Raw genomic sequence first — 17,177 nt, 5'->3', positions numbered from 1 at the left:
CAGTAGTAGCCTGAAAATTAAGATTAGTAGGCAGTTCAGTATACTTATTGAGGTTTCAGGTCTGGTATTGGTGTTGGAAGTAGCGGGTTGAGTCACACCGAATTTTGTTAGATCTCCTTCAACATAATGAGGCAGGATGCTCCAATTGTACTCCGTTAGGGGTCAAGCGCAGGTATTTTACATTATAGAAGAATTCAAAAAAACCAGGTTGAATTCCAAATGGCTATCATAACACTAAAACCTCCAAACCAACCAGTTAATTCCAATGTCAAGCCTGACAACTTTTGTGTGAGGGCTACCCACTTCAGCCAAGACCTCTTAGGGGAAGGTTCAGTGTTAATTTTTTATTTTTCCCTGGCTTATTTTCTTTGTCTGCCTTCGGTAGCTTGATATTCGAGGGTTTAGACAACTGACTGAGTGTAAAAAAACCCGTTCGTAATGCAGGTTCGGACGGGGTAGTTGATCACTTTTTAACCTTTTACACCTAAATTTAAGGAACTATATTCTAGTTTCTTGGGGTTGCTCCTCTAACTAGAAACGCTAATTAGTAACTGAAAGACTAATCAATGTTGAAAAGGCAATTGAGTTTATCAGGATGGCTTAAAAATCAACCACTAGGACTCTTGTTAGCAACTTTGATGTTGATAACATCTAGCCTATATGTCGATAAAGCCAAGGCTAATGAATCCTTAGTAGCCAGTCAATCATCGGTGCTATCTTCCCAGCCTTTAAGGGAAGTAACAGGAGCTATCAAACCTGATCTAACCGAACCATACGTTCAGAGTGACCCACTCAATAGCCCTTATCCTATTCCTTGGAATTGGGTCTTGGAAACCCACGCTGAACTGGTTGCTAATCAGAGTTTTGGGTTTAGGTACTATCGCAGCCAATCACTAGTGTCTCCCGATGGCAAGTATGCTGCCTATAGTCGCATTCAACTACAAGCACAGCCAGAACTGTACCGCAGCCGCATCAGTAGTGTGATGTTTCTAGAAAATTTGCAGACTGGACACTTGCGCATCATCACTGCATCTTCTCCCTTAGCTAACCATCATAATGATGATCAATTAAGCGGCGCAATCGCTATTCTGATTCCCGTGTCTTGGACAGAGTCAAGCGATCGCCTTCTAGGGCGGCAATTTGAAGGTTTTTTTAATACGTCAGATGGTTCTGATTACGCAGTAATTTGGGATCGCAACCAAAATACGGTGACCACCTTGGCTCCTGAGCGCATCCATTATACTAACGCACTGTTGCTAGGCTGGAGTCAAGCTAATCCAGATCAAGTGCTATTTAAGGCTGGTGAGTTGGGCAATGAGTATTGGCCAATGTGGTCTGTTGAACCCAATGGTTACACTGCTCTTACCTTTGAGGATGAACCTATGGTTTATGGTAAATCAGTAGAACACATTTGGTCTGGTTCCCAGGCACGCTGGTAATCCCAAAGGATGAAGGATGAATTATGAAAACTCATCCTTCACACTTCATCCTTCACAATTCATAGTTTCCCAATTACCTTTGGTGTTGTGCTACCAATTTTTTTAGGTAAGAGTAAGCTTCTTCTGGTGAAAGGGTGAATATTTGACCTTTGCATAGAATTTCGTACCTTCCTAAGTAATAACCATGTCCCCCAATTAAACCCATCTTTGCGGCTTGATTGCCAAGCTTGGTTAATTCCTGTCGAATTGAATAGTCCAATTCTTCTATTTGTTGATCAATAACTTGATTAATAGTTTGTTCCTTCATGTTTGACCGCTCCTCGTTTATTTATAATACTGCTTTATGCACCCCACAACCCATCGACCTGGCGATAGCGGTCAACAAATTGGGCGCTTGCCTGGATTAACTGCATGAATGTACTCACTTCCTGATGTCGGCCATCCCCGTTTATAGGATGCTTCCTCAGGTTTCCCCCAACCTAGCTGCAATATAATTTCCCAAAAGTTGTAATTCTTATATTCATAGAGATTTGCCCATTCCGTTTTATGGGCGACCTCTTGTACATCATTGGGCATAATTTTTTGATAGTCTCTACCAAAATTAATACTTAGGTATAAGTCCATACCTTGGATGCCTCTATGCCAAAACTCTAAGAGGTCAGCTTTGGCAGCTTTCAGGATTTTCAGGTCACTCTCTAGGGCGGCTAACTGCTCGTCAATAGCAGGATAACGTAGAGTCTTTCCTTTCATAGTCAGTTCCCGCCAAATAATGCCTGAAACTTGGTGTTGCCGTTGGTAGCTGTGAACTGCGGCTTTAAAGTCGTTATAAGCACTGAACTTTTGAATTCCCTCCGGTTTCAGAAAGCGATCAATCACAGGGTTACCAGACACCGAAGCTGCCAGATTAAGACGTTGCCCATTCATGCACGAACGACGCTCTTGAGCCAAAATTTTGATTAGCTCCTGTGTGCTGTAAACCTTGGACATCAGCACGGATGTTAACTGTACTTACAAATAGCTTAACCCGTAAACGTGACCAAAAAATAGGGTAAACGGCAATTGCAGTTCACTCATGACTAAAACAATTGTCTTCATGTTAAGTTGTGGGAGTTTCATCGGATGGATGTCTAACCAGTAGCCAAATTAAATCACTCTGATGTTAACTGAGCATTAATATCATTGACAGTGCGCAGCTTTAACTCTACAGATTCTGAACGGGGCAGTAAGTTAAACACTTCCCGAAACACATCATCTATCTGTTCATAAGCAACTTGTCCAATTTCATTGAGTACTACCTCTGCCTTTTGGTCAATCAGTACTGTCTGGGGAATTAAATCTTGGTAGTAGTATCCCGCTTCTGTCGGTGTATAGGTAGCCTCGGGTAACAAAGTGTCGATGTTGACTGGAATAAAACTCGCGGCCCTACCATAAGGCCCCTGTAACTTAGAGATAGTGACAGAATATAGCTTGCAATCCCTACTGTCATCTACGTAGAACACCAACAAAGCTGGCTTTTTCCTGCGCAAAGAATCTTCTAAGGTAATTCGTGGTGGGACTATAGAGCCATTCCCAGCATACAGAGCAAAAATATTACCATCATAGCTGTCATCATCGAAACTTGCTAATGCTGATGGTGTTCCCAGTAGATACCAGCAGCTCAGTAAGCCGACCAGAATCAATAGGCATTTGGAAACAAATCTGCACCTTACACAGCAACTATATGTAATAGTCCTGTATCGGAATCTTGCTAAACCGTCTATCATACCGAATTATTAGCCCTTATCTCAAATCCAAGGTGAATCCAAGTCCAAGGGTTTCAAAAATCGCAACAATCACTATAGCAATTGTAAATCAGTTGTGAACCGTAGTGCAGGCATATTGGCTGCACTACCAGGATAACTAGACTAACATCATACACGCTATGTATGCGATCGCATATACTCAGGACTTACGCACATAATCCATGGGTAGGGTGGGCAAAACCTTGCCCACCCTACAGGTAGCGTTAAATTGAGGGATTTGCGTAAGTCCTAATACTGCACCCACGCGATCGCATACATAGCGTGTATCACTTTGACACTCCCCGCCCTATAAGAGCGGGGATTCTTAGTTCTACGACACGCCTTAAAATTAGTTATCCAGCAAAGGCAGTACTTAAGCCAAATACCCGTTTAAAAACGCGCATATCGAGCCTAATTTAACTAAACGAGCGTGGGCTTATCTCCCTAAGCGTTGGGTCTCCCCCGTTCCCGTGTGCCCCACGGTACGTTTAGTTTTAAAAGGTTATTTTACTGGGGTTTCGGTATCTGTGGCAGATCCATGGGTTTTGGCGAGGTATGCACGCTCCTCGTGTACTAGTATCGCTTTACGTCGTTGTTTGAAATTGGCAGTACCGACGAATCCTGCCTGTACTAGGCTACATGTTTATTCTATCACACTTTACTTAAAAGCCGTCGAACGAAGGACGGGGCTTGAAACCCAAAATTTTTGGTCAACTGCTTCAACCCTTGCTACCACAAGACCTAGGAATATACCAATTACTCTTAGGAGTAACATGATTCGGTTGAGCCGTCAGGATAATTGTACCATCCTCCCCAACAGTCCAACCCTGAGCTTCCACAATTTTCTTCGGACGAGCAGGAGTAGGAGTCTCGGCAGTGCGGCGTTTCCCTCTCATGGGCAAGTAACTGACCTCAGGGGTAGGAGTAGACGTAGCTTCTTCGATGTTCTCTTGTTGAGGATCAAGGATTCTCAAATCTACCCATACAGACTGGCTATTCATTGGGTCTAGGGGACTCGGGGGTAAGCCACCTCGTCCAGTAATAATGAATTCACCCAGTTCATCTACCGCTGCTTTTCCACTACTGGCACAGTTGGCAACAATTAATGCTGAAGGGTCAACTAGTGATGTTGGTAAGTTCTCAGGATCCTGTGCTGAGCCGGTAATATCCCTGGTCACAGTCCCAGATTCACCACTGCTCAAGCTCAGAGCTGCTATTTCACTATCATTATTCTCAAAAGCTAAGGATTCGATTATATTTCCAGATGAGTCGATAAAGGCACTGGTATCTTCGAGTACCTTCATATTGAATAAGCCTTGCAGGGTGATGTTAATTTTTCCACCATCCCCTTGCTGAGCATTAGCAAATATATCGCTACCTTTGTCATCATTAGTTAGAGGCAGCGCTACTAATACTCCACCAGAAATGTCGATATTTCCACCATTGGCATCACCTATAGCGCTAGCCAAAATTAGGCTGTTGTTATCGAGTATAATCACTCCCGGTACATTGATTTCGATAGTTGCTGCTTGTTCGTTGTTGGTTTGTTTGCCAGTAGCAGCTACAAGTTGGCCGTTGTCTAGGGTTAGAGACTCAGCCTTAATGCTTAGTGTGCCAGCTACTCCTAACTCGCTCTCATCCACATCGGTTTCTGGAAAACCATTCTGAGTTAATGGAACAGCGCTTACTGAGATTTTGGTTCCATCTTCGACAGTTAGGTTTTCGGTTGTTACTGTCAAGTCTCCCGCCTGGCTACCTCCCCTGGCTGCCACCGAAATCATGCTATCAGGGTCATCATCAAATCTCACAAGTACTGCATTGGATATCTCCAGTTTTATCTCATTTTTTCTTATTTCTATGTCTTGGATTTTTTGCTCAATTTCTTCTATCTCTTCTTCCAGGTTTTTGATGTCTGCTTCCGTTAGTTGATTCTGGTTTTCCTGGAGTTCATCCAGCTTTTTGATGAGTTTACGGTTTTCTCTGTTTAGTTTATTATCTTCGTTATCCAGTTGCCTCTTTTGTGATTCCAGAATATTATTGATAATAGCAATACGTTCTGAGGAGGAGTCGGGAGCACTACCACTGACAATAACTTGCTCTGAAGCATTAATCGTAATTGTGCCAGCATTGCCAGGATCTCCATTATCCTCACTTAAGGGTTTAGTCTCAAGTTCTCCCCCTTCCGTGATGCCTACTATCTCAAAGGGACTACTATTCAAGGCAGTAGAAATAATTTTTCCCCCTTCCGTGACCTCTACTTCCTTAGCCTTGATTTCGATTTCACCGCCTTGAAATTTACCGATGCTGCGAGTGCTTATAAATGAATCATTTGATACGGTTAATTTACCAGTTGTGATATTTATCTTTCCTCCCTTAGGCTCATTGTCCCCAACACTCTGAGCTCCTAGTCTAGTTTCGGTAACTATGCGATTGGCGTTTTTTCCAGAAACTTCCACAAAATCGGTGGCATTGACTGTAATATTACCTGCTGGGAGTTTGCCCTGAGTAAAAGCTTCTAATTTACCTCCATTTTTAAGAGATAAAGAGCGAGCTGTAATGGTAATGTTGCCAACGCCTCCTGGAGTGTTTTTGGCTGTTTCTGGGTTTCCCGCTCCAGCACGTACCAGAGCTTCGATGTCGCTGTTGTTAAGCTCAATCTTATCCTTAGCCGTTATCGTGATATTTCCCGGATTTCCCTTACTGTTCGGCCTAGCCTCAGTAGTGATAAAGCTTCTATTGCTTAAGAAAAGTGATCCAGCTTCAATTATTATGTCGTTACCATTGCCTGTAGCTCCCTTTTCGGATTTAGCTTCAATTTTGGCTCGATCTTTCATAATGAAGTCTCCTTCAACTATGATTGTGATCTTGCCCGCGCTTCCATCTCCTGATGTATTAGCAGTTATACCACTAGAACCGGATTTATTTGGTCCAATCATCGTCAGGGACCCAACACGGATGTTTATGTCACCGCCATCACCGGTAGTTTTTGACTCGGTCTTAGTCGTAATTTGGACTAGACCTCTTTCCGATTCAGGATTGCTGGGATCTTTGCGAGCATCAAGCAATAGGGAATCAGCTTCGATCTCAATGCTCCCGCTATTTCCTTCAGCTTCTTTTTGAGCGATACTCTCAATTTTGCTATCGTATTTAACCTCAACTGCTCCACCAGCCAAGATCGTAACTTTTCCCCCAGTTCCCTTACCGCTATTTTGGCTCTTAATTCTGCTGTAATCAGCCAGGGTAACATTGCCATTGACCTTTAATGAAATATTCCCGACACTGCCCTTTGTTTTGGAATTACGTTGTTCTGTTTTAATGGTACCCTGCCTTTTCAGGAGTACATCCCCAGTCACATCTATGGTAATGCTGCCGCTATCACCATCTCCCCCTGTTATTGCCGAAATTCCCGGGTTTTGTCTCCTAGATTCGATCACCAGGGAGCCAGCAGTAATTTGAATGCTTCCTCCTGGTCCACCTTTTAGTTCACCTTCGTTTGCATTAGTTGTTAAGGTAAAGATTCCATGCTGATTTCCGGTATTAGAAGCAATAATAGAAACTGAGTCATCAGCGGTGATGATAATATCACCCCCTTTCTGACCATTTCCCTTAGTTGTGGTGAAGATTCCCTGCTCTATTTCAGCCGTCTCTACTGTCAACGAGCCAGTATCGATAGTGATTTTTCCGCCTTCTCCACCTTCTTGCTCTGTTGTAGTAAAGATTCCCTGGCGTTTTTCTCTAGCAGTAGACTTAATTAATACTGAGTTATCAGCACTGATACTAATATCACCACTTTTCTGACCATTATTCTCAGTTTTAGTAAAAATTCCCCGGTCTGTCTTATTTTCGGAGTTTTCTACTTCCAAAGAATCAGCAATAATCCTAATCTCACCACCATCAACATTACTATCTTTGGCTACGAAAGTTTCTATAGCGCTATTGGTAATTACAACATTCCCTTTATTGACGCCATCCGGAAAACCTAAACCCAGCTTGTCACCGTCTCTAGTTAATGCTACTTGTCCTGGTGCGCCCAATCCCGCTAACAGAATATTCCCACCTTGATTGGTGCTAATCTTACTATCTTTAACCTCAACATCACCACCAAGTAACAATAGGTTATCAACCGCCAGCTTCTCCAAGTTAGCTTGACTGGTAATATTACCGGGAATTTGATTAAAGAAAAACACATTAGGATTAACCGTCAGCAATGGCGAAGGAGGCTCTGGATTAGAAGCACTAAACACTCCTTGATTGCCAAAGCCAATCCCATCAGCAGTGGTGCCCACAAATGAACCAGATACATCCAGCTTGGCTTTATCCCCAAAGAAAATCCCATTGGGATTAATCAAGAACAAATTCGCTCCACCATCGACACCCAAGGTTCCAAGAATATTAGAGGGATTAGCACCAGTTACCCGAGACAGAATATTTTCAATCCCAGCTGGATTAGCAAAATAAACCCTTTGCCCATTTTCAACATTAAATTCTAAAAAACTGTGGAACAAGTTGATATCCCGGATTGCTCCTCCTTTAATTAGATCAACAATTTTCCCATTTACCTCACCAGAGCCCAGGTCTAGCTCCGACCTTTCGCCCGTGGGCAAAGTGGTATCAGGAGTAATCTGAGCATTAGCTTGGTTTATGGGAAATGCGTACGCTCCACTAATGGCTAAGCATAGGGCTAACCATAACTGAGTGTTATAGCGTTTCAAGACATCTAATGCCATGGCAATGGTTTCTCCTGCTCCTGGGTCGGGTGATTTTACTTAGGCACTTAAGGTTAATCAATTTCTTGCCATGGATTAACCTAGTATTAATTAACCTAGTTTTGATTAACCTAGTAACAGCTAATCAGTTTGATTGATAATGGCTTGAGACTATTATTCCTTGTCGAAAGAATAATTTTAGTTATTATACACCTATAGGTGGTAGCCATTGATGTAAAGTTTTGTTAATTCAGATTAACCAGGGCTACAGGGAATGCTGATCCAAAGCGGCTGATCAGGAGCATCCTATCATCTCCAAAATTGTTGAAATTTTCGATAGTGAATTAATTGGACTGAAGTTATATAAACTAGCGCTATAGTTATGAGCCGCTTAATCTTTAATTAGCGCTATAGTTGCTGAATCGGATACTTCAACGGAGCAGCTGTGGGATTGACCGTTCGCGCAGCGTCGGGCTTTGCCCAAAAGGTCACGCTACGCGATAGAAAGCAAACGCGATGCTCTTTCAGAGCCGCTACGGGAACGCAAACACTCAGTCTGGATACTTTGATCAGTTGTTACTGCAATAACAAGCAATACTCCATATAGGCAAGAGAAATAATGATGACTCGTAATTTACTATTAAGTTTGGGAGTGTCAGCACTAGGACTAGCTTTTACTCCCTTTGGAGCCAGTGCGTTTACGATTGGTGGTTATCTGACTGAAACAGAGTTCCAGAACCTAGATCCCGACATCTCCCTGTCTGCCGAGAGTCGTTTTGGGTCTGGAACAATAGGAGGTTTTTCCCGAGACTTGAGAAATTTTGGATCTACTTGATAGACTGGGGCATCCCATGAGATAATAGTAAATTGTGTTTAATTGTAATATTTGAGTTCTTAGAAAAAAAACTATGGCAAGTAAGAAAGGTGTCCGAATCGTTATTACCCTAGAATGTACGGAATGTCGCAGTAACTCCAATAAGCGTTCGGCTGGTGTTTCCCGCTATACCACTAGGAAGAATCGCCGTAACACATCATCACGTCTGGAACTGAAGAAATTTTGCCCCCATTGCAACAAGCACACAATTCACAAAGAAATCAAGTAGATTTGGTCCTTGGTCATTTGTGAATTGAATTTTTTAATGGAAAATGGACTATTGACAAAGAACAAGGAACAAAGAACAAATGACTATAATCAGTAACCAGTAACCCATAACCAAAATAACCAATAACCAATCAAAACGAATCATGACTTACTTTCGTAAACGTCTCTCTCCGATCAAACCCGATGAACCGATCGACTATAAAGATGTTGAGTTGCTGCGCAAGTTCATCACTGAACGGGGAAAAATCCTACCGCGCCGCATTACTAATCTAACGACTCAACAACAACGAAAGTTAACCACAGCCATTAAGCGAGCAAGATTCTTGGCTTTGCTACCCTATATTAATAAAGAAGGTTAAGGTGAACAATCACGGTCTTCCTCTGGGATATTTCCCGTGTGAAGAATGAAATATCAAATAAGAAGGATGAAGGATGAAGTATGAAGGATGAAATGGGGTGATCGATGGCTGAGGCGCGCGATGCAGTGGCCTCACGGGGAATTCCCCCACTCGCGCTCTGCATCAAGACATGGTTAACTAAAAACTTGCGACCCAACCAGGAGTTACACTGACCACTGACAACTTCAGACTTCAGACTTCAGACTTTAGACTTGATCCCCTCTGCCGAGTTGGGTATCTCAACAACACAGGATAGACTGGGGGGAGGTGGATTTGGTAAACGCTACCCGGGTTATCAGAACTGGTGGAAAAGGGAACACTAATCGAATTTCGCTTACAAGGAGAACGCCATCTCGCCGTTGTCGATCGTCCAGAGGGCAAGAACCACTTGATTGCTTTGGATCAACGGGGGAAACTGCACAAGCTCCATCCTCGACAAGTCACCTACACAGTGGCGGATTCTACTTATAAGCCATCACAAATACCAGAGTTTCTTGCTCGAGTACAACCGTATCTAGACCCAGATAGCTTAGAATTAGCCTGGGAATTACTGGTGGAAGAAGGAGAGGCGGTTACCTGTGCTGACATGGCACAGTTATTATTTTCTGAGCAAAGTCCACCCCAGTGCTATGCTGCACACTGTATTCTCTTTGAAGACAAAATCTATTTTAAACAAAAGGCACAAACCTATGAACCCCGCTCCGCTAGCATGGTGGCTGAAATCAAGCATCAACTGGCAGCGGCTCAATCAAAGCACCAGGAACAAGAAGAATTTTTGAAGCGAGTACAGCAAAAGCTAGGGGGTGAGCAAGTAGAGTGGCTTGATAGCGATCGCACTCGCTTTGATGCTCTAGAACGGTTCGTTAGTGAACCAGATAAACCCTCTCGTGCAGTTCAGGAAACTCTGGAAGCACTAAAACGCCATCAAAATCCAGAAAATGCCTTCGATTTGTTGGTAAATCTGGGTTTGTGGCGTCCTCACCAGAAGTACTTGCTGCGTCATAAAATCCCAACTCAATTTCGTCGTGAGGTACTTGAATTGACCCAGCAATACCTGGTAAATCCTCCTACTGACCCAGATTCAGATCGCTTGGATTTAACTCATCTGAAACTCTACACCATAGATGATGAAAGTACCCAAGAAATAGATGATGGGTTGAGTATAGAAGATCTAGAGGATGGCACTCAGCGTCTGTGGATTCACATCGCTGACCCAACCCGCTTGGTAATGCCAGGGGATAATCTTGACCTAGAAGCACGACGGCGTAGTACCACCATATATCTACCCACGGGCATGATTCCCATGTTCCCATCGGAACTGGCAACTGGTCCAATGAGTTTGGTTCAAGGTCAAGTCTGTGGCGCACTCAGTTTTGGCGTGATCTTGGATGAAGATGGTGCAATCTATGACTATCAGATTCACCCCAGCTTGATTAAACCCACCTATCGCCTGACTTATGAAGATGTAGATGAAATGTTGCAGTTAGGGGTACAGGCAGAAACAGAACTGTTTGCGATCGCTAACTTGGCTGTGCGTCGGCAAAAGTGGCGCAAGTCTCAAGGGGCAATTAGCATCCATATGCCAGAGTCGGTAATCAAGGTGGGAAATGATGACCAAATTACCATTGAGGTGTTAGAAGATTCACCATCACGGCAAATGGTGGCAGAAATGATGATTCTGGCAGGTGAAGTGGCTGGACGCTATGGTCAACTGCACCAAATTCCCCTACCATTCCGAGGACAACCCCAGCCAGAACTTCCCTCCCAAGAAGAACTGCTGCTATTGCCAGCGGGTCCAGTGCGGTTCTGTGCCATGCGTCGGTGTATGCCTAGAAGTGAAATGAGCATTACCCCAACACGCCACGCTAGTTTGGCTTTGGAAACTTACACCCAGGTAACCTCTCCCATCCGCCGCTACACTGACTTAATGACTCATTTCCAGCTGAAAGCTCATCTACGGGGTGACCCCCTACCGTTTGAAGCTGAACATTTGCTCGAAACGATGCAGAGTGTAACCAGAACAGCTAAGGACGCTAGTGAAGTAGAACGTGATACCAACAAATATTGGGGATTGGAATATTTGCGGCGTAACCCGAATCAGGTTTGGCAAGTATTAGTACTCAGTTGGTGGCGAGAAAACGAGAATAAAGGCAACATTCTCCTAGAAGAGTTAGGTCTAGAATTGCCCATGCGTTTCCAGCGTTCGGTTCAATTAGGCGATCGCTTACACGTTAAAGTCAGTCATGCTGATCCCCGTAAAGAAGTTATTCATTTTCAAGAACTAGCGAACTCAGAGGCTCAGCTTGCTTTTAACTCAAAGCTAGAAGATGGCTCAGCTTCTGCTGTGAACAGGTTCGCGTAAATCTCTGTCCTTTTATAAGGCTCGGATGTAAGCAGTTAATGATGTAACGAAACATAATATAGTGTCAATTAACAGTGTTATTTAATAGTGTGATTTAATTATGTCCACCTACTTACCAGTTAGATATACACTCCGATTGTAAAACTAGAAAGCTTGCTTTGATGTCTCGACATAAGTACAAGAGATTAAAACACCAAATCACCTCGGTACCGAGCCGTTGGTACTTCTGCCTATCTTTGGCTATTACCATCCTGCTGGGATGGGTTGGTGTAGCAGCAGCACAAGATAGTAACACGAATAATTTCACTAACCTGTCTACTATCTGGTTGTTAGTTTCATCTTTTCTAGTCTTTTTTATGAATGCTGGCTTTGCCATGTTAGAAGCCGGGTTATGTAGACGGAGAAATGCGACTAATGTCTTGGCTAAAAATTTAATAGTTTTCTGTATATCAGCCTTAGCATTTTGGCTAATTGGCTTTGGCTTAATGTTTGGTGATGGCATCACTTACAGTTGTGTTCCAGGAGAAAATACTAGTTTAAGTTTAGTGGGTCAAAAGGGGTTGTTTTTTAATCTTCCCTTTCCCCAATTTGGAAATCTTGGTTTTCCAGAATCAGGATTTAATTGTCTCAATCAAGATTGGTCTAATCGCTCCTTTGCTGCTCTATTTTTATTTCAGTTAGTCTTTGCTGGAACTGCAGCGACTATTGTTTCAGGAGCTGTTGCTGAACGGGTAAAATTCTGGGCATTTCTCCTATTTAGTTTTTTCCTGGTTGGTTTTATCTATCCCGTAACCGGTCACTGGGTTTGGGGACACTATGGTTGGCTAGCCAAGGCGCTAAAATTTCATGATTTTGCGGGTTCAACTGTAGTCCATAGTGTTGGTGGTATGGCTGGCTTGGTAGGGGCTTGGCTACTAAAGCCACGACAAGGTCGTTTTGGCTACAATTTAAGAACAGATAGATATGAAGGTCTCGAAACTGAAAAGTTCTCTGCGGATAATCTGGGTTTAGCCACCTTAGGCTGCTTAATTCTTTGGCTGGGCTGGTTTGGTTTTAATGGTGGCTCAGCAAAGGATCTCGATTATGTAGCCAATACCATCACAACTACCATGATGGCAGCAGCAGCTGGTGGAATATCCAGCGTATTTTTTAGTCCAATTATCCTGGGAAAACCCAGTCTAGCCTCAATTATCAATGGCATTTTAGGTGGGTTGGTGGGAATTACAGCCTCAGCTGCTTTTGTAGATATCAGAAGTGCATTTATAATTGGCTCGATCAGCGGTATTTTTGTCCTTTTGGGCGAATATTTTCTACAAGTTTGGAAAATTGATGACCCCGTAGGTTCGGTTCCTGTTCACCTTTTCTGTGGATTTTGGGGAACGATTGCCTTAGGAATCTTTAGTAGCAATAGTTCTCTGTTGTACTCGGAACTTGATGTATATGACGATCCATTACTACAAGTGTTGTGTCAGTTTTTAGGCTGGCTGATTATTATCATTGTAACAGCTCTATTGAGTTTATTAGGTTGGCTATTAGTGAGCCTAATTTTATATTATGCAAGCCAGATCAATGATCGGATTAGTGGCAAACAAGGCCATAGGAAACAATACCGTCAAAACCAATATTTTCAATTGGGAGAATTTATCTTAACTATTTTTGAAATTGCTCGTCGAGGAATCAGGGTATCTTTGGAAGAAGAAATCAGTGGTAGCGATGGAGTTTTTTATAATCCTTAGAATCTTGATTATCAGTAAATAGCTAAGTCTTAAAAAGCCTGAAATAAAATAAAGTTTTATTGATTGAATAAATACTATTTAACTATTTCCTAAAAATCACTACATACATTTACTGTTCCCTGTTCCCTGTTCCCTGTTCCCTGTTCCCTGTTTCCACTGCTACTGATTTAACAATTTAACAATTGATTACCCCAAATATTTAGCAGCTGGACAATCATATTTTATTAGATAGTTTTTCAACCAATTAGCATAATTCTCATTATTCCTATCCCATCGACGGAAAAAACGTGGAAGAGATTTTTGTTTAAACTGGTAGTAACGCTCTGATACTTGACAAAGATTTATAGTAGCTTGCTTGAATTCACCTTGACTAGCGAGCTCTTCTATAGCATAGGAAAACTGCAATTGATCTAACATTGACTGACATAGCTTGGGAAAAGCCTTATTTTGACTCTTTATCTTTCTAAGTTGCTCTATTTGTTCTTTTCTGGTAGTAAATTGGCGTCTGCATATGTCCTGAGGAGCAAGGTTTTTTAGTTGATCGTCTGCTCTTCTAGCACTAGTACACTGAAATACACCAAAGGTAATGACTAGAAACAAGGCGATCAAGCCACCCCAAAAACTAATGGGTGATGGGATTCTGCTAGCTGATGAGGTAGCCAAGGTTGTGGCTTGGTCTGGCTCTAAAGGTACTACAGTTGATTGGTTGGGCTCGTCAGTTGTCAGATCTGGGTGTTTGGGCTCATCAGTTGTTAGATCTGGGTGTTTGGGCTCGTCAGTTGTTAGATCTTGGTCTTGAGTAACTGGGGTAATTGGTAGGTTAGGAAAAGCCATGGCGATGGCTTGATCAGTAGCGTCTGTGGTCAACTCAGATGCCAGCCAATAGTCTGTACTGGTCAACTGTGCTAACTCTTGAGCTACCCAGCTGGGATTAAAAACAGCCTCATAAATACGGTTAGAAACTTTTAAATTTCCCCCCTGGTTAATCACCACACCGGAGTTGAGCAAGACTTTTTGTTCCCAACTGTCATTTGCCATCATGGCTCCCTGCAAAATTTTCTGATACAGCCGCAGGAATTGTTCTTCGAGCAAGAAACTACGAATATCTTGCAGAAGTTCAGCGGCTTCCTGAGTTTCCCAATTTTCAACGAAGTGAGTTTTGACGAGTTCTTCGACTTTGAGAGCTTCCTCACCAACAGGGATGGGAGATTTAGAGTCAAGGATAACTTGACAAAGCTTCTGGGTCAAAAAAGGCTGAGAGCCAGTCCATGCCAGTACCTCGTCTAAGATAACATCAGGGTTGATCAGATGTTCCGCCAATGCGGGTTTGAATGGTTCGAGGATTTTAGCCACCTCAGGTTTATCCTGCTTAGAGGTCATTTCATTCCTTGTGTATTCCAGACTATTTTTCCTTCAAACATATTTTGTGATAGTCTTGAATTTTGGATCAAGATTAACAAGGAATTTCTATGACCTACAAGCCAGGTTATCGGTAAGACATGGGGTTTCGACTACAGGTCCATTACATCCAACCCCTCTGATGGCATAACCTTTCCCCCATACGACTTAACTACATCTTCAAACAAGGGCATATCATCCTGTGGGATTCCCACTACTACTACCATTTTGGCATATTCCTCTGCTCCTTCTTCCTTGTATTCTATTTGCTCGAAGGGCAGGTCTGTTGTCCAATCGTCTAAATTGCTATTAATCATAGGGATGTTGGGCAACAGTTCTTCAACTGGGATAGCGCGAGGTTTAAAAGGTAGATCGACGCAAAATCGAGGCAGTGCCTGATGAGAAAAATTAACGAAATCCACGGGATTGGTAAAAACGACCGATACTTGGACTTTCATAATCTATGCTATGGTATTCAATCTATTGAGACTAAGTTGAATTAATACATCATAGCAAAGATGAGCAGTAAGCTTACCCCGGGCTGTTGGCGTAGCCTGCCGCCAGGCATAGCACGGGGGCTTTCGCCCAGGCAACAGGCGCGTTGGTTTTCAGTAGCCCTAGCTAACTAACGCCCTTAGACTCCCAATTAATTGAGCCTAAGGGTTAAGGGCTGAACCTCTAGGTCTGCTTACTCTACGGAAACCCGTAGCTTCTACAACCGAGTCAATTCCCGGACGACCCCATTGAGAATTAAGAATTGAGAATTTAGAATTTAGAATTGGTATTTCTGAATTCTTGATTCTTGATTCTTGATTCTTCAACATTGCTCCGATTTACGTATCACTCGCCGATACTAACCTACTGGCCTAGCCGTTTTCTCCGGAGCTAAGAGTGCCTTGGCCAATTTCAACCTATATCTATTATACTTGACTGGGGTTAAAACTGCTATGCCGCTTCATCCCGGAGACGAAACCTTTGTTTCTTACGTGAGACAGCCTCTGACTTGCAGTCATGCCAAATCTGGGTCTAATAGCACCGTTAACCAAACTGGTAATATGAACAGTATATTATATCGCAATGACTCAATTTAGGAATTGATGCCTGGTGAATAAAGACGTATCAAGGAGTTTGGTTTACGAGTTCCAGCCTCATCAGATTATTTGCTTAGAGCATGACAATACTCGTTTATACGCTGAAGTGATCGAATTTGTGTCATCGCGACAAATGTGTTGGGTGCGTTCTATGATATTGGTCACCTTGCATAGTCAAGAGCCTGTGCCAGTGGAACTCCCTGAACAGCTTACTCTTTACGACCTACGCTCTGGACCGGATTTACTTTGGCCAGCGAGTTTATTACGACTAGCCTTAGACACTGAAGTAATTCCCCTCTTGCTTCGGTTAGATGACCCTGATGTCAATGTAGAAAGTGACCCTGATGCTCGCCAGCAACTAAGTTATTTTATCTGTGCAGTTTGGCAAGCTTATCCTGAAAAGTTTTAAGTGTTGTTAATGGTTAATCGGTAATAGGACTTTGCCAACTCCATGGTGATCTGATCACGACTCAAGCAGTAGCAAGTCAGACCCCTTAGGAGAGTAAACTAAAGTTGTAGGGGTTTTGCCACATGTAGCTGTTAGAGCTTGCCCCAACCTTGAAAGTCATGGCTAAAAGTCATGGCTAAAAGTCATGGCTAAAAGTCATGGACTAGTTACCAAGCCTCCGAGCTGGTCTAGCCTTAGTTTATAACCACTTTTTCTAGTGACTCGGAACTAGCTGTACACGACCAGCATCCATCTCAGACATTAATAATTCCAGTGCTTCGTAATCCACATCAGAGATGTAACCAGTTTGAGTTAGTTCGTAGTTAATTGCATTCTCTATATCAGGAGTCAACTGCCTAATATAGAGGGCTTTTTCTACTAGTTGACGAATAACAAAGGTAGTTTTCACAATTACTTACCCAAAATTCCATATAAATTTATTGTCTTCTGAAGTTACTAGCCACTATAGTGATCTTTATCTTATTGGTATGTGATCTAAATCACTGATGAGGTGGATTGGTACTCTGTTACATATATATTATCAGCCTTTTGGACTTAACTCAGAAAGCTTAACCTGAACGGAAGAAGCTATGCCGTTTCAAGGGTTAGAGGTATTGAAGTTTAGGTGCCACCCGTGGCGAATTTAATTCTTAATGGTAAGAGCGCACCTAAGGCAGTTATAAGGACATACTGCTTAGTACTACTTGCCTCTACAC

14 protein-coding genes are annotated in these 17,177 nt (G+C 42.7%); 7 read left to right on the top strand and 7 right to left on the bottom strand.

The features are described from left to right. Positions 1–638 precede the first annotated feature (638 nt). On the top strand, positions 639–1,439 hold the full coding sequence (locus tag F6J90_RS03595; RefSeq protein WP_293091118.1) for a hypothetical protein: 801 nt from the start codon (positions 639–641) through the stop codon (positions 1,437–1,439). 73 nt (positions 1,440–1,512) lie between these two features. Here the strand turns inward: F6J90_RS03595 and F6J90_RS03590 are convergent, their stop codons facing one another. From F6J90_RS03590 to F6J90_RS03575, 4 genes are all read right to left on the bottom strand, one after another. Beyond that, the gene (locus F6J90_RS03590) at positions 1,513–1,746 is read right to left on the bottom strand and encodes a hypothetical protein (RefSeq protein WP_008182312.1); all 234 of its coding nucleotides are present in this window, start codon (positions 1,744–1,746) and stop codon (positions 1,513–1,515) included. Between the two features lie 71 nt (positions 1,747–1,817). Further along, complete coding sequence (locus F6J90_RS03585; protein WP_293091117.1) at positions 1,818–2,426, bottom strand: hypothetical protein; 609 nt, start codon at positions 2,424–2,426, stop codon at positions 1,818–1,820. Positions 2,427–2,587: 161 nt separating this feature from the next. After that, positions 2,588–3,118: a thylakoid membrane photosystem I accumulation factor gene (locus tag F6J90_RS03580; protein WP_293091116.1), complete on the bottom strand. Its 531-nt coding sequence runs from the start codon at positions 3,116–3,118 to the stop codon at positions 2,588–2,590. A gap of 821 nt (positions 3,119–3,939) precedes the next feature. Then, the gene (locus tag F6J90_RS03575) at positions 3,940–7,947 is read right to left on the bottom strand and encodes a filamentous hemagglutinin N-terminal domain-containing protein (RefSeq protein ID WP_293091115.1); all 4,008 of its coding nucleotides are present in this window, start codon (positions 7,945–7,947) and stop codon (positions 3,940–3,942) included. Between the two features lie 598 nt (positions 7,948–8,545). Between F6J90_RS03575 and F6J90_RS03570 the strand changes: the two genes are divergently transcribed. The 5 genes from F6J90_RS03570 to F6J90_RS03550 all read left to right on the top strand — a co-directional run bounded on the left by F6J90_RS03570 (position 8,546) and on the right by F6J90_RS03550 (position 13,524). Then, positions 8,546–8,761 carry a hypothetical protein gene (locus F6J90_RS03570; protein ID WP_293091114.1) on the top strand — a complete coding sequence of 72 codons (216 nt, stop codon included), beginning with the start codon at positions 8,546–8,548 and terminating at the stop codon, positions 8,759–8,761. A 73-nt stretch (positions 8,762–8,834) separates the two neighbouring features. Next, positions 8,835–9,029, top strand: a complete 195-nt coding sequence (rpmG, locus tag F6J90_RS03565) for a 50S ribosomal protein L33 (RefSeq protein WP_293091113.1) — start codon at positions 8,835–8,837, stop codon at positions 9,027–9,029. A gap of 142 nt (positions 9,030–9,171) precedes the next feature. After that, positions 9,172–9,387 carry a 30S ribosomal protein S18 gene (gene rpsR / locus F6J90_RS03560; protein WP_008191262.1) on the top strand — a complete coding sequence of 72 codons (216 nt, stop codon included), beginning with the start codon at positions 9,172–9,174 and terminating at the stop codon, positions 9,385–9,387. A gap of 343 nt (positions 9,388–9,730) precedes the next feature. Continuing rightward, the gene (locus tag F6J90_RS03555) at positions 9,731–11,788 is read left to right on the top strand and encodes a ribonuclease R family protein (protein ID WP_293091112.1); all 2,058 of its coding nucleotides are present in this window, start codon (positions 9,731–9,733) and stop codon (positions 11,786–11,788) included. A gap of 161 nt (positions 11,789–11,949) precedes the next feature. After that, the gene (locus F6J90_RS03550; RefSeq protein WP_293091111.1) at positions 11,950–13,524 is read left to right on the top strand and encodes an ammonium transporter; all 1,575 of its coding nucleotides are present in this window, start codon (positions 11,950–11,952) and stop codon (positions 13,522–13,524) included. Between the two features lie 186 nt (positions 13,525–13,710). On the opposite strand, the gene F6J90_RS03545 is transcribed toward F6J90_RS03550, so the two are convergent. Continuing rightward, on the bottom strand, positions 13,711–14,904 hold the full coding sequence (locus tag F6J90_RS03545) for a hypothetical protein (protein WP_293091110.1): 1,194 nt from the start codon (positions 14,902–14,904) through the stop codon (positions 13,711–13,713). Positions 14,905–15,035: 131 nt separating this feature from the next. Then, positions 15,036–15,380 (bottom strand): hypothetical protein, encoded by a 345-nt coding sequence (locus F6J90_RS03540; RefSeq protein ID WP_293072276.1) that lies wholly within the window; start codon positions 15,378–15,380, stop codon positions 15,036–15,038. Positions 15,381–16,026: 646 nt separating this feature from the next. Here F6J90_RS03540 and F6J90_RS03535 point away from each other — a divergent pair. Then, entirely contained in the window at positions 16,027–16,422 is a 396-nt protein-coding gene (locus F6J90_RS03535; protein ID WP_293091109.1) for a hypothetical protein, read from the top strand. A gap of 253 nt (positions 16,423–16,675) precedes the next feature. On the opposite strand, the gene F6J90_RS03530 is transcribed toward F6J90_RS03535, so the two are convergent. Next, the gene (locus tag F6J90_RS03530) at positions 16,676–16,870 is read right to left on the bottom strand and encodes a hypothetical protein (protein ID WP_071102195.1); all 195 of its coding nucleotides are present in this window, start codon (positions 16,868–16,870) and stop codon (positions 16,676–16,678) included. Between the last annotated feature and the right edge of the window lie 307 nt (positions 16,871–17,177).

This window comes from Moorena sp. SIOASIH (assembly GCF_010671925.1).
Lineage (GTDB): Bacteria > Cyanobacteriota > Cyanobacteriia > Cyanobacteriales > Coleofasciculaceae > Moorena.
Note: the sequence above shows the minus strand (reverse complement) of the source record. Positions and strands in the feature narration are given on the sequence as shown.